Genomic DNA, 20,066 nt, shown 5'->3' with positions numbered 1-20,066 from the left:
AGCCATGTAGCGTCCGAAAAGCCATGCCGTTAATCTGTGACCTTGCCCCCAAGTTGCCCTAAGTGTTTAGTCCCGGCATTTGATGGTGCATTCTTATTTCAGGCTTGGAAGGATGCACTATGGGACAAGTTCTACACGGCAGCGCGACGACGACAGAGACGGTGCGTCGAGCAATACAAGATAGTTAAGAGAGCCTAAGGGTTCTGGCCAGGCGCTACCGGATCGACCCGAAGACCGTCTCCAAGTGGAAGAAACGCAAGTCGGTCAAGGATCGGCCGACGGACCCGAAGGCGCCGCGTTCGACGGTCCTGTCGCTCGAGGAGGAGGCGGTCATCGTGGCCTTTGGCCGGCACACGCTGCTGCCGCTCGATGACTGTCTCTATGCCCTACAGGAGACGATCCCAGGGCTCACCCGCTCGTCCTTGCACCGCTGCCTCCTGCGCCATGGCATCAGCCGTCTGCCCGAGGTCGAGGGCGACAAGCCGGCAAAGAAGGCCTTCAAGCGCTATCCGATCGGCTACTTCCACATCGACATCGCCGAAGTGCGAAGCGCCGAAGGCAAGCTCTACCTCTTCATTGCCATCGACCGGACCTCGAAGTTCGCCTTCGTGCAACTCGTCGAGCGCGCCAACACCAAGACGGCAACAGCCTTCCTCGACGCCCTGGTCGATGCCGTGCCCTACCTCATCCACACTGTGCTAACCGATAAGGGCATCCAGTTCGCCGACCTACCGAAGAACCGCAAAGGGCCAACTGCGATGCTGCGCGGCCATCCCTTCGATCGGGCCTGCCGGTGCCACGGCATCGAGCATCGGCTGACCAAGCCGAACCATCCTTGGACCAACGGTCAGGTCGAACGGATGAACCGCACGATCAAGGACGCGACCGTCAAGCGCTACCACTACGACAGCCACGACCAGCTTCGAAACCATCTCGACGACTTCATCTCCGCATACAGCTTCGCCCGGCGCCTCAAGACCCTCAAAGGCCTCACGCCCTACGAATACATCTGCAACGTCTGGACAAAAGAGCCGGAAAGATTCAGGCTCAACCCGATCCATCAAATGCCGGGACTAAACACCTAGAGCGGGATGATTTGAAGTCGATTGGACTTCAAATCTGAATCCCGCTCTATTTCAGCAGGTTAGAGCACGATTCAGATATGAGGTTGGTTCAACCTCATATCATCGTGCTCTAGGGTCTGTTGAGATTCATCGTGAGTTTATGACCGCAGCTGCGAGGTAGATGAAGGCGTTGAAGCTCTGGTCGGTCTTGTCGGCGCGCATGGCGATACGCTTGAACTCTTTGAGCTTGCAGAAGAAGTTCTCGATCAGGTGACGCCATTTGTACATCTCCGCGTCGATCGGTAGCTTTCTGGTTCGGCGCTGATGCTGAGCAATGACGATCTTGGCGCCACGCTCGTTCAGATCGGCGAGGATGGCGTCGCTGTCGAAAGCCTGGTCGGCGATCAGCGCCTCAAAGCTGAGGCCGTCGATGAGCGGCGGCACGCGGACCGTATCGAAGCGGTGGCCGGGCAGCGGCACGAAGCGCACCAGGTTGCCGAGCGCGTCGGTCAGCGCGAGGATCTTGGTCGTCATGCCGCCCTTAGAGCGGCCTATGGCCTGGCTCTGAGTCCCCCTTTTGCGCCCTGACCATGGCGGTGGACCTTGACGATGGTGGCATCGACCATGGCGTATTCCATGTCGGGCTCGTCCGAGCAGGCCTCGAAAAGGAGACTGTCCGATTAGCTGTGTAAGCGAGTGATGTGCTTCAATCCTGGAAGGAGGAAGCACATCACTCGCTTACACAGCTAATCGGACAGTCTCTCGCACGTCATGCACCGGCCGCTTCGTCAGCGCGCGCTCAAGGCGATCTATACGCGCCATACGCTGACACACCATCAATTCTTCACCGCCGAAGAGATGCGCTTTGCGGGGTCCAGGGACTGGCGGGTCACCTTCTTCCCACCCTATGCGCTGGTGGTCTTCATCCTGTTGTCGGCTCTGCCTGCGATTCTTGCCGGCTGGGTAATCTCAGCCAATGTCGGCTGGCTGATCATCTCGACGACGACCGCCATGTACCTGATCTACGAGTTCATGCATTTTTGCTGTCACATCGAAGAGAATGCCTTTGTGCGTCACTGCTCCTTGGTGAACACGATCAGACGCCACCACCGCGCCCATCACGATCAATCGATCATGATGGAGCGCAATATGAACCTGAGATTTCCTATTGCTGACTGGTCTTCGGCACCTCTGATCTCGACCGCGGGCTGCTCGGCCACCTTTTCAACGGCTACAGCGTCAAGCACCTGCGCAAGGATCTGAGGCGGACGGCGCGGACTCCGACGGGCCGCACGAGCGGAGGCCAAGGCTTGGATGTCGCCGGCCAGGGGCAGGCGACGGCCTGACCTCTTGCGCCGGGCGCTCGATCTTTCCTCCAAAGCGTCCTGAGGCAGCCGGAGAGACCCGGCCCATGGCCACCGGATCGCCCCTCCCGGAAACTCGAGCATTTCGGTCGGAGGCAAATGTAGGTCGAAATCAGCGCTCCTTGGTATTAACCGCTTTCACGGTTTGAGGCTTCGCTCTGGCGGCCGATCAGAAAGTCCAGCCATTCCGCCAGGCCTGCGCCGGTTCGCGCGGAAAGCGTAAAGAGGACCGCCTCCGGGTTCACCGCCTTGATGTTCCCGACACAGCGCGCTTCGTCGAAGTCGACATAGGGCGCCAAGTCGATCTTGTTGATCAACACGACCTCCGCGGCGCGGAACATGTGCGGGTACTTGAGCGGCTTGTCCTCGCCCTCGGTGGTCGAGACCACGGCGACCTTCATGCGCTCGCCAAGGTCGAACATGGCGGGACAGACCAGGTTGCCGACGTTCTCGATCACCAGGATCGAGCCGGGACGAGGATCCAGCTTCTGAACCGCCTCGGCGACCATATCGGCCTCCAGGTGGCAGCCGGCGCCGGTGTTGATTTGGATCGCCTTGGCGCCCGCCGCGCGAATGCGCTCGGCATCGTTGGCGGTCATCTGATCGCCCTCGATGACGGCGATCTCGGCCCGACCGGCGAGTTCGCGGATGGTCTGCTCCAGGAGGGTCGTCTTTCCGGCACCCGGGGAGCTGACAAGGTTGATCGCCAGCACGCCGCGGCCTTCGAACCAACCCCGGTTGCGCGCCGCGATCCGGTCGTTCTTGGCCAGCACGGCTTGTTCCAGCGAGATTACCTCGCCGTTCGGGCCGTGCACGTGGGGTTTGTCGTGGTCATGGTGTGCCTGCCCATGGCCATGATCGTGACCATGATCGTGACCATGGTCATGATGATGGTGAGGGTCGCCCCCATCCTTTCCGACGATTGCGTTCTGGCGCAACTGGGATTGCGCGCCGCTCTCCGGATCGGTCAGCGTCACGACATTGGACGGATCGGAGCATCCGCAGGTTCCGCACATCAGGCCGCCTCCTCCAGTTCGAAATCCTTGATCAGAAAGGTATCGCCCTCGGCATCGAGGAACTCGAGCGCGGCGCCTGCCAGCGGCGTCCCTTCGGCCACGATGTCGAAGCAGAAGCTCAAGGCCCGTCGCTCGACGCAGGCCAGCGGCCCGATGGCGAGCCGGACGCGTCGCACCTTTCGCCCAGCGGCGTGCTCCGCGACGATCGCAACGACGTTCCGAGTCAGGCCGAGCTCGTGCATCAAATGCCTCCCCAGGCCCTGGCCGCCGTTTCAGCCATGACGTCGAAGCCGATACCGACGGCGAGCATCGCGGCGCCGAGCGACAGGCCGCCGTGCAGCCACTTGGCGTGGCGCTCCGCAGCCCTAAGGGGCCAGGCGGCGACGAAAGAGAGCGCCGCCATGCCAAGAATCGAGCCGAGGCCGAAGACTGCAACGTAGCCGAGGGCCGACCAGGGGTCCCGGGTCGCGGCGACGGCCAGCGCCAGCAGCCCGGCCGAGCCGGCAGCGCCATGGACGAGGCCGATCACCAGAGCCCGCAGCAGGAAACCTTCGGGATGGCGGTGCTCGTGCGGGTCCTGGCCGTGGGGGGCGGTTGCGCCCAGATGGCTGTGGGCATGGATATGCGGGCGGCCGCCGTCGTGTTCGTGAGCGTGAAAATGAATCCGCTGCGAACGCATCCGGCGCAGGACATCGAGACCGAGAAACACCAGCATCACGCCAACCCCGAACTCGAGCGTCGCGGCCATCCGTTCGGTCAGGCTCATCCCCAAGAGGATCACGGCCGTGCAGATTGCGAAGAGCGTGACGGTATGGCCCAGCCCCCAGACCGCGCCGCGCAAGGCAAGGCGGCCTTTGCTTCCGTCTTGGCCGGCCGCCATGGTGCCGACCGCCGCGAGGTGGTCGGCTTCAAGCGCGTGCTGCATGCCGATCAGAAGTCCGAGCGCCAGAAATCCTTCCACACCCTCACCCCTTCAGCAGATTCGCGGCAGCTGGTCGCCGACCAGCATGTCGACCACCCGCGCACCGCCGAATAGCGTCTTCATGACGACGGCTCCTTCAGGTTCCGAAAGCACGCGGCCGATCACGGCCGCCTGCCGTCCGGCCGGGTGGGCGCGCATCGCGGCAAGTGCCGCCGCCGCCTGGTCCTCCGGCAGGACCATGACCAGCTTGCCTTCATTCGCCAGATAGAGCGGATCGAGGCCGAGGATCTCGCAGAAGCCCTTGACCTCCTCGCGCAACGGCAGGGCGGCCTCCTCGATCTCGATCGCGACAGCGGCGGCCTGGGCGAACTCGTTGAGCACGGTCGCCACGCCGCCGCGGGTCGCATCACGCAGGCAGTGCACCTCCGAACAGGCGGCCAGGATCGCGTCGATCAGGCCGTTCAGCGGCGCGCAGTCGCTCTCGATCGACGAGTCCAGCGCCAAGTCGCCGCGGGCGTCGAGGATGGCCGCGCCGTGGTCCCCCAGCAGGCCGTTGACCAGGACGAGGTCGCCGGGCCGGGCCCGCTCGGCGGCGATCTCGCAGCCGGCGGGAATCACGCCGACCCCGGCCGTATTGATGAAGAGCTTGTCCGCCGCGCCCTTGTGAACGACCTTGGTATCGCCGGTCACGATGGCGACGCCGGCCTCATCGGCGGCGGCGCGCATCGAGGCGGCGATGCGCCGCAGGTCCTCGACCGGAAAGCCCTCTTCGATAATCATGCCGCAGCTGAGGTAGAGCGGTCGGGCGCCGCTGACCGCCAGGTCGTTGACCGTGCCGCAGACCGCCAGCTTGCCGATGTCGCCGCCGGGAAAGGTCAAGGGATCGACGACGTAGCCGTCGGTCGTGAAGGCTAGGCGGTCGCCCTGGGCCTGCAGGGATGCCAGGTCGAAGCGGGCCTGGTCCTCCAGCGGCGCCAGCGCCGGGTTGTCGAAGGCGCCGAGGAAGACGTCGTCGATCAAATCGCGCATGGCCTTGCCGCCGCTGCCATGGGCCAGGGTGACCTTCGGCAGGCTGACCCGGGCGCGGCGGCGCGGCGACCCGGGCACGTCGCCCTTGGAGAGGGGCATGTTCATCGCGGCAGCGCCTCTTCCTTTTGCGCGGCCAGCGCGGCGAGGTCGAGGCGGCCGTAATTGTAGTAGGCGGCGCAGGCGCCCTCGCTCGAGACCATCAGGGCGCCCATCGGGGTTTCCGGCGTGCAGGCCTTGCCGAAGACCTTGCACTGCCAGGGCTTGATCACACCCTTCAGGACCTCGCCGCACTGGCAGGACTTGGGATCGGCGATCTTGAGCTGCGGCACCGCGAATCTGCGCTCGGCATCGAAGCGCGCATAGGCCTCGCGGATGCGCACGCCGGAATGGTCGATCGAGCCCAGGCCGCGCCATTCGAAGTACTCGCGCAGCTCGAAGACCTCGCCGACCGCCGCCAGGGCCTGGTCGTTGCCCGCGCCGGGCACGATCCGGTCGTACTGGTTCTCGATCTCGCAGCGGCCCTCGTCGAACTGCTTCAGCACCATCCAGATCGACTGCAGGATGTCGAGCGGCTCGAAGCCGGCGATGACCACCGGCCGCCGGTAGCGCTCGGCGATGAAGGCGTAGGGACGGTTGCCGATCACCATGGAGACGTGTCCGGGCCCGAGGAAGCCGTCGATCCGCAGGTCCGGCGAATCGAGGATCGCCTTGATCGTCGGGATGATGGTGATGTGGTTGCAGAAAAGCGAGAAGTTCGCGATGCCCTCGGCCTCGGCCTGGAGCACCGTCAGGGCCGTGCTTGGCATGGTCGTCTCGAAGCCCAGGCCGAAAAAGACCACTTCGCGATCCGGGTTGTCGCGGGCGAGCTGCAGGGCGTCGAGGGGCGAGTAGACCATGCGGACGTCGGCCCCTTCGGCCTTGGCCTGCATCAGGCTCTTCTTCGAGCCCGGCACCCGCATGGCATCACCGAAGGTGGTGAAGATCACGTCCGGTTGCTCGGCCAGTGCGACGCAATCGTCGACCCGGCCCATGGGCAGGACGCAGACCGGGCAGCCCGGTCCGTGGATCAGCTCGATCTGCTTCGGCAGCATGGCCTCGAGGCCGTAGCGGAAGATCGAATGGGTGTGCCCGCCGCAGACCTCCATGATCCGCAGAGGCCGGCTCTGGCAGAGCTCGATCCGGCCGACCAGGTCCTCGATCTCGCGGAACAGAACCCTGGCCTTGGCCGGATCGCGGAACTCGTCGACGTACTTCATCGGCTCGTCTCCTCCGCCTCTGACGCGAGGCCGCCGCGATCGTCGGCCAGCAGGGTGTGCACGAGGTCCCAGAGGATGTGATAGATCGCGACGTGGCATTCCTGGATGCGGTGGATGCTGTCCGTGCGCACCACCAGGCAATGGTCCAGGCTCGGGCTGCGCGCCATCTCGCCACCCTCCATGCCGGCCAGGCCGATGGTCGTCAGACCGATCTCCTTGGCCTTGTCGAAGGCGGCCATGAGGTTGCCGGAGTTGCCGCTGGTCGAGACCCCGATCAGGCCGTCGCCTGGCCGGCCGTGGGCGACGATCTGGCGCAGGTAGACGTGCTCGAAGCCCAGGTCGTTGCCGAGCGCCGTCATGACCGCCGCGTCGGCGGTCAGGTTCACGGCTGGCAGCGCCGGACGGCCGGCGGTCACCGGATGCTGGAACTCGACCGCGATGTGTGCGGCGTCGCAGGAGGAGCCGCCGTTGCCCATGGTGAAGAGGCGGCCCTGCTTGCTGTAGACCGTGGCGACGGCGCGGGCGACCGCGACCAGCGATTCGGCGTTGTCGTCGAAAAAGCGGCGCTTGGTCTCGACCGAGTGCTCGGCCTTCTGCCGCAGGGACTCCAGCAGGCCGGCCCGGACGGCCGCTTGGTCCTGCTTCCGGCCGTGCAGGAAGGGATAGAGGCTCTCCAAGGTTCCGGTCATGGTCTCATGCCTTTCCGGAGGCCCGCATGGCCGCGAGCTCCTCTTGCACTTCGCCGAGCTGGGTCAGGATCTCCAGGGTCTCGGCCGCCTGCGCCTCGTCGATCCGGCTCATGGCGAAGCCGACGTGCACCAGCACCCAGTCGCCGACGCAGGCCTCGACGGGATGGTCTTCGGTCACGATGCAGGCCAGGTTGACCTGGCGCCGGACGCCGCCGACCTCGACCAGGCCGAGCTTCTTTTCGGGGTCACTGATCTCGACGACCCGCCCCGGGATCCCCAGGCACATGGCTCTCTCCTGAAGTTCTTTGTTCGGTTGCCAGCGCGACCACCGCCTGGCCGAGCGCCAGGCCGCCGTCGTTCGCCGGCACCTTCTCGTGACTCAGCACCTCGAAGCCCTGGGCCACGAGGCCCTCGTGGACCAGGGCGAAAAGCGTCGCGTTCTGGAAGCAGCCGCCGCTGAGGGCAACGGTCGAAAAGCTGCGATCCTCGCCCCCCACGCGCAGCGCCATGGCCACGATCGCCTTGGCCAGGCCGCGGTGAAAACGGGCCGAGATCACGCCGAGCGGCGTCCCGAGGTGCAGGTCGCCGAGCAAAGCGCGCCAGACCGCCAGAGGCTCGATGTAAGGCAAACCTTTGCCGCCGAGCAGCGGGATCGCGAAGGGATAGGCCATCTCCTCCGACTCGCCGAGGGCGTCGGGATCCAGCGCCGCCTCCAGGCGCATCGCGGCTTCGCCTTCGTAGGCCTGGGTCTCCCAGGCGAGACCGCAGAGCGCGGCCGCGGCGTCGAAGAGCCGGCCGCAGGAGGAGGACAGTGGCGAGTTCAAGCCCTTGGCGATCATCGCGTCGAGGGCCTTGCGCGGCGCCGCTTCGAGCCGGGCAAAAACTTCGAGGTGGCCGAAGTTCATCGCAAACTCGGCCCAGCCCATCTCGGCCATGAGGTGGGCGTAGGCGTTGCGCCAGGGCTCGCGGACAGCGGCGGCCCCGCCCGGAAGCGCCACCGGCTTGAGGCAGGCCAGGCGCCGAAAACCGCGGTAGTCGCAGGCCAGGAACTCGCCGCCCCAGACCGTCCCGTCGGCACCGAAGCCGAGGCCGTCGAGAACGACGCCGAGCACCGGTGCCGCGTCCAGCGGCCGGCCGTTCTCGGCCAGGCAGGCCGCGGCGTGGGCATGGTGATGCTGCACCTCGACCAGCGGCAGACCGGCCTGCGCCGCCATCTCCTGCCCGCGCTTGGTCGAGAGGTAGTCGGGATGTCGATCGACCGCGATCAGATCCGGCGCATGCTCGTAGACCTGGCGGTAGAGCGCGAGGTTGTGGGCGACGTCTTCGGCCGTCGTCGCGTCCTCCAGGTCGCCCATGTGCTGGCTCAGGACCGCTTGGCCCTCCTTGATCAGGCAAAAGGTGTTCTTCAGCTCGCCGCCGAGGGCCAGGACCTGCGCGTCATCGTCGAAACCCTCCGGCAGCGGAATGGGCGTCGGCGCATAGCCCCGGGCCCGGCGCAGGAGCCGCGGCCGGCCGAGGTCGAAGCGCAGGACCGAGTCGTCGATCCGGTTGGCGATCTCGCGGTCGTGCATCAGGGCGAAGTCGGCCACCTCGCCGAGCTGATCCCGGGCCTGCGCGTTGGTGACGCATTGCGGCCGGCCGGAAATGTTGCCGCTGGTCATGACCACCGGCCGGGTCATGCGGCGCAGCATCAGGTGATGCAGCGGCGTGTAGGGCAGCATGAAGCCGAGGCGATCGAGGCCGGGCGCCACGGCCCCGGGCAAGGGCGCGCCCGAGGCCTCCAGAAGGACGATTGGCGCCGCCGGGCTGCGCAGCAAGGCTTCCTCTTCCTCGGAGACCGCACAGTAGCGCCGGATCACCGCGACATCCCGGGCCATCAGCGCGAAGGCCTTGCCGCGCCGGCGCTTGCGGGCGCGCAGGCGGGCCACCACCTCGGCCCTGGTCGCGTCGCAGGCCAGGTGGAAGCCGCCGATGCCCTTGATCGCGACGATGTGGCCCATCATCAGCATGCCGCCGGCGGCATCGACGTCGTCGAGCATGGAGAAGGCCTCGTGGTTCACCACGCCGCCGCCGAGATGCTCGATCCAGGCGCGCGGCCCGCAGGCGTGGCAGGCGATCGGTTGGGCGTGGAAGCGGCGGTCGGCCGGGTCCTCGTACTCGCCGCGACACCCCGGGCAGAGCGCAAAGCCCCGCATCGTGGTCTGATCGCGGTCATAGGGGGCGGCCTCGACGATGGAAAACCGCGGCCCGCAGTTGGTGCAGTTCGCGAAGGGATAGCGATAACGCCGAGCGAAGGGATCGCGGACCTCGGCCAGGCAGTCGGCACAAACCGTCACGTCCGGGGCGACCGAGGCGCGCATGGGGCCGCCGACCGAGGCGGCGATCTCGAAGCCCTGCGGCGGCGGATCGTCGAGGGGCGCCCGTTCGATCCGGTCGATCCGCGCCAGGACGGGAACCTCCGACTTGAGGCGCTCGGCGAAGCGCTCCAGCCCCGCCCCCCAGAGCCGGATCTCGACCCCGTCGCCGGTGTTGCGCACGTCGCCGGCGAGGCCCAGCTCGGTCGCGATGCGCCAGACAGTCGGGCGGAAGCCGACGCCCTGGACCTGGCCGCGCACCGTGATGGCTTCACCCTTCATGCGCCAGATCCCAGAGCAGGACGCGGTTGTTGCCGCTGTCGGCGACGGCGACGCGGCGTCCCTTGACCGAAAGTCCGTAGGGCCAGCAGAGGGTATCGCGCGCGGGCAGGCCCCAGCCGTTGTCGCCCTTGGAGGCGAAGTCCGGCTGGCCGGTCAGCCGCTCGGCCGGCGCCGCCGTGGCGAGCTCGGACCAGCCGAGAAGCCGCGAGTTAGCGGTGTCGGCGGCGATCAGGAGGTCGCCCGCGGCCGCGACCGCATAGGGCATGTTGAGGGCCGCGGCGCAGGGGTAGTAGGCGGCCATGTTGTGATCGCAGGCGGCGAAGTTGGCCTGGCCCAGGACTTGATCGCAGGCTGCGCCCGGACGCGACGGGAGGCCGTCCCACAGCATGATCCGGTTGTTGCCGGCATCCGAGATCGCAAGTCGACCCTGCCACGATGCGATGCCGTGGGGCCAGCGCATGCCGACCGGCCCGACCTCGCTGCCGGCGTTCTCGTCGCGGGTCTCGAAGTCAAGCTGGCCCAGGACGCGGTCCGCCGGCTGCGCGTTGCGCTCCGGGTTCTCCCAGACCAGGACGCGGCGGTTGCCGGTGTCGGCCACGACCAGCCGGCCATCGATCTCGGCGAGACCGTAGGGCCAGTGCAAGGTGGCCGCGGTCGGCCGATCTGCGCCGCGGTTCGCCCGGACGGCCGTCGGCTCGGCCTGGCCCAGGACGATGTCGGCCGGCTGACCGGACTCGGCGGGCGTCTCGCGCCACAGGAGCACGCGGTGGTTCCAGGCGTCGGCCAGGGCCAGGCCCCTGCCCCAGGCGCAGACCCCCGTCGGGACGTTGAGGGTCGCCGGCCCCGCCGAGCCCTTGGCGTTGCGCCCCTCACGGGTGAAGTCGGGCTGGCCGATCACGATCTCGGCAGGCGCGTTGTCGGCCTCTGGCACCCGGCGCCAGCCGAGCAGGCGGTGGTGTCCGCTGTCCGCCACCCAGAAGGAGCCGTCGGGATGCAGGCAGAGGCCGCGCGGGCCGAAGAGCGTGCTCTGCGCGGGCGCAATCGGCGCGGCGAGCGCGTCCGCCGTCCAGCCGAGAATCGCGCCGGGACCGGACGGGTCGAGCAAGGCTGCGCCGGGGGTCGCGGTCCCGGGCGCCTTGACCGCTTCGAAAGCCGGCGAAAGCGCAACCCGCATCACCTCACCTCGTCAGTCGCACGTCGATGCGGTCACCGACGACGCGCACGCCGTGAGGCTGGAGCTGGACCTCCGGCGCGGTCAGGCATTCGCCGCTTTCCAGGGAGTACTGGAAGCCGTGGTAGGGACAGGTGATCAGCCCGGCCTGGATCTCGCCGCCGTCCATCGCCATGCCCATGTGGGCGCAGGCGTTCTCGAAGCACGTCACCCGGTCGCCGAAGCGCGACAGCAGGACCGAATGGCCGCCGAGCTCCAGGACACGGGTCTCGCCCTCGGGCAGCTCCGCAAGCTCACCGGCCCGGATCCAGTCGCCCGCGAGGTAGTCGGCGAAGGGCGAGGAGAAATGGACGGCCTCCGCGCCGCCGCCCTCGAGCCCCTTGACCTGCCTGACCTCTCGGATCTCGGGCACCTGGTCTTGGATCGCCTGCTTGACGCCGCCGTAAAAAGTCAGCGCCGACGCCGGGCAGCCGTCGCAAGCGCCGAGGAAGCGGACCTCGGCGACCGGCGGCTCCACGGCGACCAGTTCGACATCGCCGCCGTGGCCGGCGAGCATCGGGCGGATCGTATTGAGGGCCGCCTCGACCCGCTCGAAGAGCGAGGGCTTGAGGATTCCATGCCGACGCAGCACGGCATAGACCAGCTCGTCCGCCGCGGCTTCGCGCAGCGCCTCGGCCATGCCGGGCACCGTCTTGAGGCTGCGGATCAGGCGCCGAAAGGCCGCCGCGTTCAGGGCCTCGACCGCCTCGGCGCGGGCGGCCGCAGCGTTGCGCTGCTCCGCTGGCCAGCCCTCCGCCAGGGCTTCCAGGGCCGCGAGGTCGTTCAGGAGCGCCGCGAGACCGCGCTCCTCTTCGACAACGGTCCCGGGATTGCGGGTCCCCTCCGGCATGGCGTCAGGCGTACTTGAGGTCTTTGAACAGGATCGGCTGCAGACCGCCGCTGACCGCGCCCCCGACGATGGCGGCGACCCAAATCGGGGCAAACAGTCCGACAACGACCACCGTCACCGCGCCGGCACCGGCGCCGATGGCGAGCTGCCGCAGGGCCTTGACGTTGTCCTTGAAGAGCTTTCCGGCGAAGAGGAGCTTCGCGGAGTCGACGGCTGTGCTGAGCATGCGAGCCTCCTCAGATCAGCAGGAGTACGACGAGACCCAGCGCAACCCCGGTCCCACCGGCGAGCAGGCCATAGAGCGAGCCCATGTAGGCCGCGAGCTCGTTGCCGAGCGCCTCGCCGCCGATGCGCATGCCGGAGCCGGCGCCCGCCGCCATGGCCGCGGCGATGCCGACGATGAGACTGATGACGAAAAGCAGGATTCCCATGTTCACCCTCTTGTTGAATTGGCCGTGGGTTCAGGCGGAGCCGTTGATCTGGCCCGCTTTCGGCCCGAAGGCCGCCTCGATCTCTGCGATGGCGGCCGTGACGTTGGCGACCTTGTCGCGCTCGCCCAGGGACTCGAAAATCGCCGTGGCCTCGCGATAGAGCGCGAGCGCCGCGGCTGAATTCGCCAGGTTTCCGGCCTCCGGCCGGGCCGGGTCGTCCGGCAGGTTCGCCAGGCAGTTGGCCTTGTTCGCCACCGTGTTGGCGTAGGCCCCCGGCGTGTCGCGGCAGGTCCGCACCTTGAGCGCCTCGTCGTAGGCATCGAGCGCGCGAAAGCCGTTCTCGATCCGGTGGCTGGAAGAGACGTACTGCAGCGCGTTGCCCAGGTTGTTCTGGAGCATCGCGTACTCCGAGGGATGGTCGACCAGATTGACCACCGACAGGCCCTCCTCGAAGGCCTGCACCGCCAGGGCCTCGCGCAGTTTGGAGGCCTCGTCGGTGAAGGGGATCGAGAGGAAGGCGGTCGCGAGGTTGTTCTGCAGGATCGCGAACTCCTTGGGATGGCGCCCTTTGTCGAAAGTCCTGAGCGCCCGCTGATAGGCGGAGATCGCGTCCTGGATCCGGGCCCGGCCGAGACCCGCCAGGTTCTGGATCGCCAGGCCGAGGTTCATCTCGGCCTCGGCGATCTCTTCGCCCAGCCCCTCGGTGTCCAGGACTTCGAGCGCGGCTTGGAAGGTGTCGCGCGCCTGCTCCAGCGTCCCCGGATCCTCGGCGGGGATTGCCATCAAGGCCGTGCCCAGGCGGGCACGGATTCGGGCGGCGAGCAGGCCGAGATCGGCGGGGCAGAGATCGAGCGCGGTCCGGTAAAGCCCGACGGCCGCCTCGAGGTCCTCGACCGCCCGAGGCCTGGTCTGCAGCCCCATGGCGATCTCCATCAGCATCTCCGCCTTTTCCTGGGCCGAGGCCTCGGCCTCCTCGACGGCCCGGAGGGCGGCCTTGACCTGATCCTCGGTTCGGCTGCGCGCGGCCATGCGTGATCTCTCCCAAAGACGCGGGCGAGTCAATTCACGCCACGCAAGTTTCTTTGCAGTTAGTAAAGCCTGCTTACAGAAACCTGTCTACTAATTTTTCAAGATGCAAAGTTAGTTTGCAGTTGTTTCGGCTGGCAGATCGATCACCAGGGCGCTCTGCTCCGAGGACCAGCGGGCGTTCAGGCCTACCCCACACCATTCGGCGAGACCCTTGGCCTGGAAGACATCGGGCGCCGCGGCGACCCGGTCCCCGGCCGCATTGCGGATCTTCAGCAGGCAGCCGCCGGCCGCCATCTGGCGCACGGGGAGAACCTGCAGGCTGCCGTCCCGGATCAGAACGATCACCGCGCGGACACCGGCGAAGTAGGTCTCGTAGACCTCGGCCGAGAGGTAGACCGAGCCTTGGCGCACGTCGACCCGGGCGGTCATGCCGAAGGACCTCCGGTCCAGTCTCCCGCGGCGTAGGCCTTCGACAAGGCCGCGATCCGGGCGGCGACCGCCTCGGCAGCGGCCTCGACGGCCTCGGTCAACCCCAGTCCGAGGTCCAGGGAGCCGGCCTCGACCAGGAAGACCTTCACCTGCGCCGGGAAAGCCTCGCCGTAGATCTTGCGCCCGGCGAAGAGCGCGTGGTCCCAGCGGAAGTCGTGGAGGTTCAGGCTCCGGGGCGGCGGGGCCTCGAGGATCTCGCCCGGAACGTCGTAGATCGCCCCGGGCGCGCTCTCGGGAGACCGGGCGTCGACGATGATCAGATGCGAGGCGCCGCGGGCCCGGTACATCACCCCCATGCCGTCGGTTCCGGCGTCGTAGAGCGCGACGCCCTCCGGCAAGGCCTGGCGCCGCAGCCGGGCGATGACCTCCGGACCGACCCCGTCGTCCCGGCGGTTGGGATTGCCGCAGCCGATGACCGCCAGGGTCATATCCGCCAGAGCCGGCAGGACCACTCCGGCGCCACCGGGATCATCAGCTCCGGCAGCTCGCAGAAACCGCGGTGCACCAGGTAGTACATGCAGGTCTCACAGGGCTGCTCGATGTCGTCCGCCTCGATTGGGTGGCCGGTGACGCCGGCGATCACAAGCTTGGCGGTCAGGTCCTCGCCGGCCTCCCTGCGCAGGCGCGCCACGACCTCATTGACCATCTCTGAGGTCTCGGCCCGCGGCCAGACTTCCGTCTCGAGCCCGGATTTCAGCTTGGCCGCGATCTCGTCCCGCAGGGCCTCGTCTTCGGCAGTGGTGCCGGCCTCGGTCATCTCGGCGTCCTCAGATCCGCCAGAGCCGGCACCACCAATCCGGCTCGGCCGGCAGGCTCAGCTCGGGCAGGTCGCACCAGCGCTTGTGGACCAGGAAGTACATGCATTCCTGGCAGCGCATCTCGTCCTCGCCGTAGGGCTGGAGCAGCCAGCCGCTGACCACAAGTTTGGCACGCAGCTGATCCGCGTCGAGGTGGCGGAGCTCGTCCAGGATTCCGGCGAATTCCCTGTCGGTCTCGGGAAAGGGCTCGACCTCGGTCTTCAGCCCTTCGGTCATGAGGTCTTCGATCATCCGTAGCAAGGTCGCGTGATCGGCCTCCGAGGGCGCCACGCCGTAGCGCGTGACGTAGTCCTCCCGCTCGGCGACCACGGGATCCTTGTCGGCAACCTCGGCCATCGCTCTCTCCCCAGGACGTTTCTTCTTATCGTTTTCTTCGGCAAACGGGGGGTGGCGGACCACCCCCCGTCAAACCGATTTCATCACGCCGTGCGGAAACGGGCCAGTTCCTTGCCCGACTTGGCATCGTGAGCGTGGACCGTGCAGACCAGGCAGGAGTCGTAAGAGCGGCAGACGTGACCGACCTCGACCGGATCGCTGGAATCCTTGATCGGGGTGCCGATCAGGGCTTCCTCGATCGGCCCGCGTTCGCCGTCCGACGCGCGGGGGCCGACGTTCCAGGTGGTCGGCGCGATGATTTGGTAGTTCTTGATCTTGCCGTCCCGCACGTCGATCCAGTGGCAGAGCGCGCCGCGGATCGCCTCGGTGGCGCCCCAGCCCTGGCCGTCCTTCTCGGTCGGCTTGATGTACCACTCGTCGGCGAGCTTGAACTCGCGCAGGATGCGCTCGGCCTGGCGGTAGAGCTTGCAGAGCTCGTGCATGCGGGCGAAGTGACGGAGCAGGATCGAGGGGCCGCCCATCTTGCGGTACATGTCGAGGACCAGCGGATCGCTGTGCTGCCAGTCCTCGCCGTGGGCGCCGCCGGCGACCAGCTGCCGGGCCAGCGGGCCGGCCTCGAGGCGGCCGTTCTCGGCGTGGCGCACGGCGGTGCACCAGGAGTACTTGCCGTCGACGTCGACCGGGTTCTTGCCGACCGGGTTGGTCACCCGGTCGAAGGGATGGCTTTCGCCGGTCTCGTCGTACCAGGCGTGGGTCATGTCCTCGCGGGCGAAGGCCTGGTCCATCAGCTTGTGGCTGTCGCTGGCGCCGTCATAGACGCCCGACTTCATGATCACCGCGGCCTGACGGCCCTCGATGGTCGGGTTCTGATACTTGTCCTCGTGTGGCAGGTAGCCCCAGGAGATGAACTTGCCATGGCCGCGGCCGAAGTTCTGAAGGCCGATGTCCATGCCCATGCGCCAGTAGAGACCGAGATCCGAGTTGGCGTGCTCGGGGCGCTCGTCGAGCCAGCTCATGAAGTCGTCGTAGGACTGGATCTCCTCGTAGCGCTCCATGGCGCAGCCGAGCCAGAGCGGCTCGACCCAGTTGCGCCGGAAGTGCTCCAGGATTGACCAGGCGCGGGTCACGTCGGTCAGCGTCGGGGCACACATCACCCCGCCGGGCACCATGTAAGAGGAATGCGGCCACTGCCCACCGAGCAAGGCATAGATCTCCACCGGCCGGCCCGAGATGGTGACTCCGGCCTCGTAGGAGGTCCCGGTGAAGGGCGCATAGCGCTTGACGGCGTCCTCGAAGAACTGGCTGGCGGCATAGTTCTTGTTGGTGAAGTCGATCATGAAGAGGCCGTAGTGGTGGCGCGGCAGCGACTGGATCGATTCGACGATCTGCCCCAGGTTGCGCGCCAGGATCGCGTTGCGCGGCACCGTCGTGCCCCAGGCAGTGTCCAGCGCCCAGGCCGCACAGGTCAGGTGCGAGGCGCCGCAGATGCCGCACGCGCGCGGCGTGACGACGAGGCCGGCCTGCGGGTCCTTGTCGCGCAGGATGACCTCGAAGCCCCGGAAGAGCTCGGCGTGGGTCCAGGCATTGGTGACCACGCCGTCCTGGATGTCGACGCGAACGTCGAGGTCGCCCTCGACGCGGCCAACCGGCGAGATGTCGAGCGTTTGAACGGCTGACATGGCTGTTGTCCTCCCTTTTTCGCCGTGATCAGACGACGAAGATGTCTTCTTCCGCCCAGGCCGGGGCGGCGCCCTTGGCGGCGGCGGTGAGCTTCACGTAGCCCTTCTTGTCGACGCCCTCGGGCAGGTCCTTGGGCACGCCCATCATGGTCTGGGTCTTGAAGACCGTGCCGGGCGCGAGGTCGAAGAAGGGAAACTCCGGTTCGGTGCAGCCGAGGCAGGGCATGCCGGCCCGCGTCTTGGACGACACCCGGTTCCAGAGGATGCGGTTGCAGGGGCTATGGGTCATGGGACCGCGGCAGCCCAGGTCGTAGAACAGGCAGCCCTTGCGCTGGCCGAAGGCGGTCGCCGAGACCTTGTAGGCGAAGTGCATGTTCCGGGTGCAGCCGGTCTGGGTGAAGCTGGAGAAGAAGGTCTTGGGCCGCTGGAAATCGTCGAGCTCCAAGTCGCCGGCGCGGCCCGTGGCCACCGCCACGAGAATCTGGGTGACCCAGTCCGGATGCGCCGGGCAGCCCGGGATGTTGATCACCGGCAGCCCGGCCTTGGAGGTGAAGCCGGCACCCAGCGCGCCACCGTGGTTGCGCTTGAGGAACTGCAGGCCCTGGCTTTCCGAGGGGTTCGGCGCGGTCGCCGGGATGCCGCCCCAGGTCGCGCAGTCGCCGATCGCCACGACGAACTGCGCCGCCGTGGAAAGCTCCTTGACCCACTCCTTCATCGGCCGGCCGCAGAAGCGGTTCCATTCGCCGGTGCCGTCCGGCGCGTTCACCACCGTGCCCTCGAAGACGAAGATGTCGAGCTGGATCTCCCCCGAGATGCACTTCTCCAGGATCGCCTTGACGTTGTCGCCAAGCTCGAGCCCAAGCGAGGGCTGCCACAGGACGTTGATGCCGAAGTCGGTCACCAGGTCGCAGGCGCTGGGTTCCTCGGCGTTGAGGAATGACATGGTGTTGCCGGAACAGGCGCCGCCCTGGAGCCATAACAGATTGGCCATTCGTTACCTCCCTTGCTTCGCCGCCTCCGGCACCAGCGCGCGGATCGCGGCCCCGAGACCGTCGCGGGTCCTTCCGCGCCTCTTAAGCAAGCGGTGTGCCAATCACTCTGGAAAAAAACTTCGCAATCGGAACAGTCGATTACGGTGCGGCCACCTGGAGAGAACGCGGCCGGCGCAGGTCATCTGTAAAGTAAGTTTGCTTGCAGCCCTGTAAACCTACTTTGCGGCTACCGGCGGTCACCCTTGGCGATTGCCGCAGACCGGGCATTCGGCCTCCGAGACGTAGCCGTACCAGACGCCTTCGCAGCGGCTGCACCAGTGCCCGCTGGCCCCGCGTCCGGTCGGATCGATCAGGCGGGCGAGCTTGGTCAGGCCCAGGTCCTTGACCGAACGTCGCTTGCCGCTGCCCGGCACCCGGGACTGCGGGAAGCGCATCACGCGGCCGGAGTCGTCGCTCACCCCGGCGCTCCGGTGCGGGGCGGCTCAAGCGTCCTGAAGGCCATAGCGCTTGATCTTGTTGGCCAGGCCGACCCGGGACAGCCCCAGCTCGTCCGCCGCCTTGCTCTGGTTCCAGTGGTTGCGCTGCAGTGAGGAGGCGACGACCTGTTTTTCGAGGTTCTCGACCATCGCCTTCAGGCTGGCGCCCTCGGTCACGAAGCCCGGCTGGGCGTCCTTGCGGGTGTCGACCCTCTCGAAGACCGGCGAAAGGTGGCGCGCGGCGATGTAGCCACCCTGCTCTGCGATCGCCACCATGCGGCGGATCTCGGTCTCCAGCTCACGCACGTTGCCCGGATAGTCGTAGGCCTCGAGCTTCTCCAAGGCCTCCTTGGTGATGCCGACGACTCGCCGGCCCACGACGCCTGCGTACTTTTCGATGAAGAACTGGGTCAGCGGCGGCACGTCCTCGGGCCGCTCGCGCAACGCCGGAATGTGCAGCTCGAAGCCCTTCAGACGATAGTAGAGATCGCGGCGGAACTCACCGCGCTCGACCAATTGATATAGGGGCCGGTTGCTGGCGACGATCACACGGACATCGGCGTGGTACAGCCGGTCCGAACCGAGGGGCTTGACCTCGCCTTCTTGAAGGAAGCGCAACAGGCTGACCTGGAAGCTGGGCGAGATCTCAGAGATCTCGTCGAGAAACACCGTGCCGCCGTCCGCCGCGCGGAACAGGCCGAGGCGGTCGGCGACCGCGCCGGTAAAGGCGCCGCGAACATGGCCGAAGAGCTCCGAGTGCAGGGTGTCGTCGGACATGCCACCGCAGTTCTGCACGTGCATCGGCGAGTTCAGGCGGGTCGAATTGAAGTGGATCGCACGCGCCAGCAGCTCCTTGCCCGTACCGGTCTCGCCCTGGATCAGCACCGGCAACTCGGTCTGGGCGGCCTGCTTTGCCTCCGCACAAAGCTCCGCCATCTTGGCGCTGACATAGACCAGCTTCTCGAACTGCGACCAGCCGCCCTTGACGGAGAACTCCTCGCTCTCGACGAAGATGTCATCGTCCATCGAGATCTTCAGCTCGCGCGACAAGACGCGGTGGCGTCGAGAAAGCTCGCTGAGCTCGAGAGCGCGCTTGGCCAGGAGCCGAATCTGGTCCTGGGACACCGGATTCAACACGTAAAGGTAGGTTGCGGCTCGCCGGGCAATCTCGGCGCATTTCCCGGCCGCTTCCGGCGAACCCAGCAGCACGCGGGCCACGTGAGGATGCGAAATACGGGCATTGACCAGCACATTCGACGTCTCGTCCGAAATCAAGTCGGCATCGCAAAAGACAAGATGCGCTTGCAACTCGTTGAGACGTGCCATCGCCTCCTGCTCGCCGCGACAAATGATCAGCCGATAGTCCGGGTCGACGCCCAAGGCCTCCGCGGTCCGGGCCTGCAGATCCTCGTCCGTCGATATGAGCAGAACTGTGTGTTCCGTAGGCACTGATAAGTTTCTTATCAATATGAAAAGATAGAATGCAGTCTAGCGTGAAAGCGCATTTGGTCAAGTGACCCCAACCCGGGTGGGGGATCCGGTCCGCCAGCTGGCGCAAATCGGGCATGGCTCTCAAGTCGTCACGTGGGGATCCGGCGATCTAGGGCATTATCCGATCAGATGGAATCGCTCTGCGATCCATCTGGTCGGATAATGCCCGAACTTCAAGGTATTAGCGCACTACTCCCGGCCAGACGCGAACGCGTCTGATCGGGAAGTGCGCTAGGCTGTTGCCGCCACCGAAATCGCATAGCGAGCCGAATGTTTCAGCCCACGCGGG

Annotated in this window: 23 protein-coding genes and 2 pseudogenes; 3 read left to right on the top strand and 22 right to left on the bottom strand. The window is 66.8% G+C overall.

The genetic code is table 11. The features are described 5' to 3' along the window. Nucleotides 1-119: 119 nt before the first annotated feature. Nucleotides 120-1,085: pseudogene (locus QNJ30_02165) on the top strand (IS481 family transposase). 126 nt (nt 1,086-1,211) lie between these two features. On the opposite strand, the pseudogene QNJ30_02160 reads toward QNJ30_02165, so the two are convergent. Continuing rightward, nucleotides 1,212-1,732 (bottom strand): annotated as a pseudogene (locus tag QNJ30_02160) (IS5 family transposase). Nucleotides 1,733-1,835: 103 nt separating this feature from the next. Between QNJ30_02160 and QNJ30_02155 the strand changes: the two are divergent. Next, nucleotides 1,836-2,327: a hypothetical protein gene (locus tag QNJ30_02155; GenBank protein ID MDJ0942239.1), complete on the top strand. Its 492-nt coding sequence runs from the start codon at nt 1,836-1,838 to the stop codon at nt 2,325-2,327. Between the two features lie 229 nt (nt 2,328-2,556). Here QNJ30_02155 and hypB read toward each other — a convergent pair whose 3' ends face one another. Genes hypB through QNJ30_02140 form a run of 3 tightly spaced genes read right to left on the bottom strand, consistent with a single transcriptional unit; the run spans nt 2,557 to nt 3,973 of the window. Next, on the bottom strand, nt 2,557-3,405 hold the full coding sequence (gene hypB / locus QNJ30_02150; GenBank protein MDJ0942238.1) for a hydrogenase nickel incorporation protein HypB: 849 nt from the start codon (nt 3,403-3,405) through the stop codon (nt 2,557-2,559). A gap of 38 nt (nt 3,406-3,443) precedes the next feature. Continuing rightward, a complete protein-coding gene (locus QNJ30_02145; protein MDJ0942237.1) occupies nt 3,444-3,686 on the bottom strand; it encodes a hydrogenase maturation nickel metallochaperone HypA in 243 nt (80 codons plus the stop codon). After that, nucleotides 3,686-3,973, bottom strand: coding sequence for a hypothetical protein (locus tag QNJ30_02140; protein ID MDJ0942236.1), 288 nt, complete (start codon nt 3,971-3,973; stop codon nt 3,686-3,688). The genes QNJ30_02145 and QNJ30_02140 overlap by 1 nt, the downstream gene beginning before the upstream one ends. Here QNJ30_02140 and QNJ30_02135 point away from each other — a divergent pair. Then, nucleotides 3,956-4,480 carry a hypothetical protein gene (locus tag QNJ30_02135; GenBank protein MDJ0942235.1) on the top strand — a complete coding sequence of 175 codons (525 nt, stop codon included), beginning with the start codon at nt 3,956-3,958 and terminating at the stop codon, nt 4,478-4,480. The genes QNJ30_02140 and QNJ30_02135 overlap by 18 nt on opposite strands. Here the strand turns inward: QNJ30_02135 and hypE are convergent. The 18 genes from hypE to QNJ30_02045 all read right to left on the bottom strand — a co-directional run bounded on the left by hypE (nt 4,418) and on the right by QNJ30_02045 (nt 19,735). Further along, nucleotides 4,418-5,500 (bottom strand): hydrogenase expression/formation protein HypE, encoded by a 1,083-nt coding sequence (gene hypE / locus QNJ30_02130; GenBank protein MDJ0942234.1) that lies wholly within the window; start codon nt 5,498-5,500, stop codon nt 4,418-4,420. The two genes, QNJ30_02135 and hypE, sit on opposite strands and share 63 nt — an antisense overlap. Further along, on the bottom strand, nt 5,497-6,651 hold the full coding sequence (gene hypD / locus QNJ30_02125) for a hydrogenase formation protein HypD (protein ID MDJ0942233.1): 1,155 nt from the start codon (nt 6,649-6,651) through the stop codon (nt 5,497-5,499). The genes hypE and hypD overlap by 4 nt, the downstream gene beginning before the upstream one ends. Beyond that, nucleotides 6,648-7,340, bottom strand: coding sequence for an SIS domain-containing protein (locus QNJ30_02120; protein ID MDJ0942232.1), 693 nt, complete (start codon nt 7,338-7,340; stop codon nt 6,648-6,650). The genes hypD and QNJ30_02120 overlap by 4 nt, the downstream gene beginning before the upstream one ends. A 4-nt stretch (nt 7,341-7,344) precedes the next feature. Beyond that, nucleotides 7,345-7,626, bottom strand: a complete 282-nt coding sequence (locus tag QNJ30_02115; GenBank protein ID MDJ0942231.1) for a HypC/HybG/HupF family hydrogenase formation chaperone — start codon at nt 7,624-7,626, stop codon at nt 7,345-7,347. Further along, entirely contained in the window at nt 7,586-9,976 is a 2,391-nt protein-coding gene (gene hypF / locus QNJ30_02110) for a carbamoyltransferase HypF (protein MDJ0942230.1), read from the bottom strand. Before hypF ends, QNJ30_02115 begins: the two co-directional genes overlap by 41 nt. Continuing rightward, nucleotides 9,966-11,150, bottom strand: coding sequence for a hypothetical protein (locus tag QNJ30_02105; protein ID MDJ0942229.1), 1,185 nt, complete (start codon nt 11,148-11,150; stop codon nt 9,966-9,968). Before QNJ30_02105 ends, hypF begins: the two co-directional genes overlap by 11 nt. A gap of 4 nt (nt 11,151-11,154) precedes the next feature. Then, nucleotides 11,155-12,036 (bottom strand): NifU family protein, encoded by an 882-nt coding sequence (locus QNJ30_02100; protein MDJ0942228.1) that lies wholly within the window; start codon nt 12,034-12,036, stop codon nt 11,155-11,157. A gap of 4 nt (nt 12,037-12,040) precedes the next feature. Further along, complete coding sequence (locus tag QNJ30_02095; GenBank protein ID MDJ0942227.1) at nt 12,041-12,262, bottom strand: hypothetical protein; 222 nt, start codon at nt 12,260-12,262, stop codon at nt 12,041-12,043. A 10-nt stretch (nt 12,263-12,272) separates the two neighbouring features. Further along, nucleotides 12,273-12,467, bottom strand: a complete 195-nt coding sequence (locus QNJ30_02090; protein ID MDJ0942226.1) for a hypothetical protein — start codon at nt 12,465-12,467, stop codon at nt 12,273-12,275. A 30-nt stretch (nt 12,468-12,497) separates the two neighbouring features. Next, the gene (locus QNJ30_02085; GenBank protein ID MDJ0942225.1) at nt 12,498-13,496 is read right to left on the bottom strand and encodes a hypothetical protein; all 999 of its coding nucleotides are present in this window, start codon (nt 13,494-13,496) and stop codon (nt 12,498-12,500) included. A gap of 111 nt (nt 13,497-13,607) precedes the next feature. Further along, nucleotides 13,608-13,925, bottom strand: coding sequence for a hypothetical protein (locus QNJ30_02080; GenBank protein MDJ0942224.1), 318 nt, complete (start codon nt 13,923-13,925; stop codon nt 13,608-13,610). Next, nucleotides 13,922-14,437, bottom strand: coding sequence for a hydrogenase maturation protease (locus QNJ30_02075; GenBank protein ID MDJ0942223.1), 516 nt, complete (start codon nt 14,435-14,437; stop codon nt 13,922-13,924). Before QNJ30_02075 ends, QNJ30_02080 begins: the two co-directional genes overlap by 4 nt. Then, complete coding sequence (locus QNJ30_02070; protein MDJ0942222.1) at nt 14,410-14,742, bottom strand: hypothetical protein; 333 nt, start codon at nt 14,740-14,742, stop codon at nt 14,410-14,412. Before QNJ30_02070 ends, QNJ30_02075 begins: the two co-directional genes overlap by 28 nt. Nucleotides 14,743-14,752: 10 nt before the next feature. Then, nucleotides 14,753-15,139: a hypothetical protein gene (locus QNJ30_02065; protein ID MDJ0942221.1), complete on the bottom strand. Its 387-nt coding sequence runs from the start codon at nt 15,137-15,139 to the stop codon at nt 14,753-14,755. An 83-nt stretch (nt 15,140-15,222) separates the two neighbouring features. Beyond that, complete coding sequence (locus tag QNJ30_02060; GenBank protein MDJ0942220.1) at nt 15,223-16,818, bottom strand: nickel-dependent hydrogenase large subunit; 1,596 nt, start codon at nt 16,816-16,818, stop codon at nt 15,223-15,225. Nucleotides 16,819-16,846: 28 nt separating this feature from the next. Then, nucleotides 16,847-17,809, bottom strand: a complete 963-nt coding sequence (locus QNJ30_02055) for a HupU protein (protein ID MDJ0942219.1) — start codon at nt 17,807-17,809, stop codon at nt 16,847-16,849. 237 nt (nt 17,810-18,046) lie between these two features. Beyond that, on the bottom strand, nt 18,047-18,268 hold the full coding sequence (locus QNJ30_02050) for a hypothetical protein (GenBank protein MDJ0942218.1): 222 nt from the start codon (nt 18,266-18,268) through the stop codon (nt 18,047-18,049). A gap of 24 nt (nt 18,269-18,292) precedes the next feature. Further along, the gene (locus tag QNJ30_02045; GenBank protein MDJ0942217.1) at nt 18,293-19,735 is read right to left on the bottom strand and encodes a sigma-54 dependent transcriptional regulator; all 1,443 of its coding nucleotides are present in this window, start codon (nt 19,733-19,735) and stop codon (nt 18,293-18,295) included. Nucleotides 19,736-20,066 lie beyond the last annotated feature (331 nt).

It is taken from the genome of Kiloniellales bacterium (assembly GCA_030066685.1).
In the GTDB taxonomy this organism is placed as follows: Bacteria; Pseudomonadota; Alphaproteobacteria; order Kiloniellales; family JAKSBE01; genus JAKSBE01.
The sequence above is the reverse complement of the archived record's forward strand: the minus strand, read 5'-3'. Positions and strand labels throughout refer to the sequence as shown.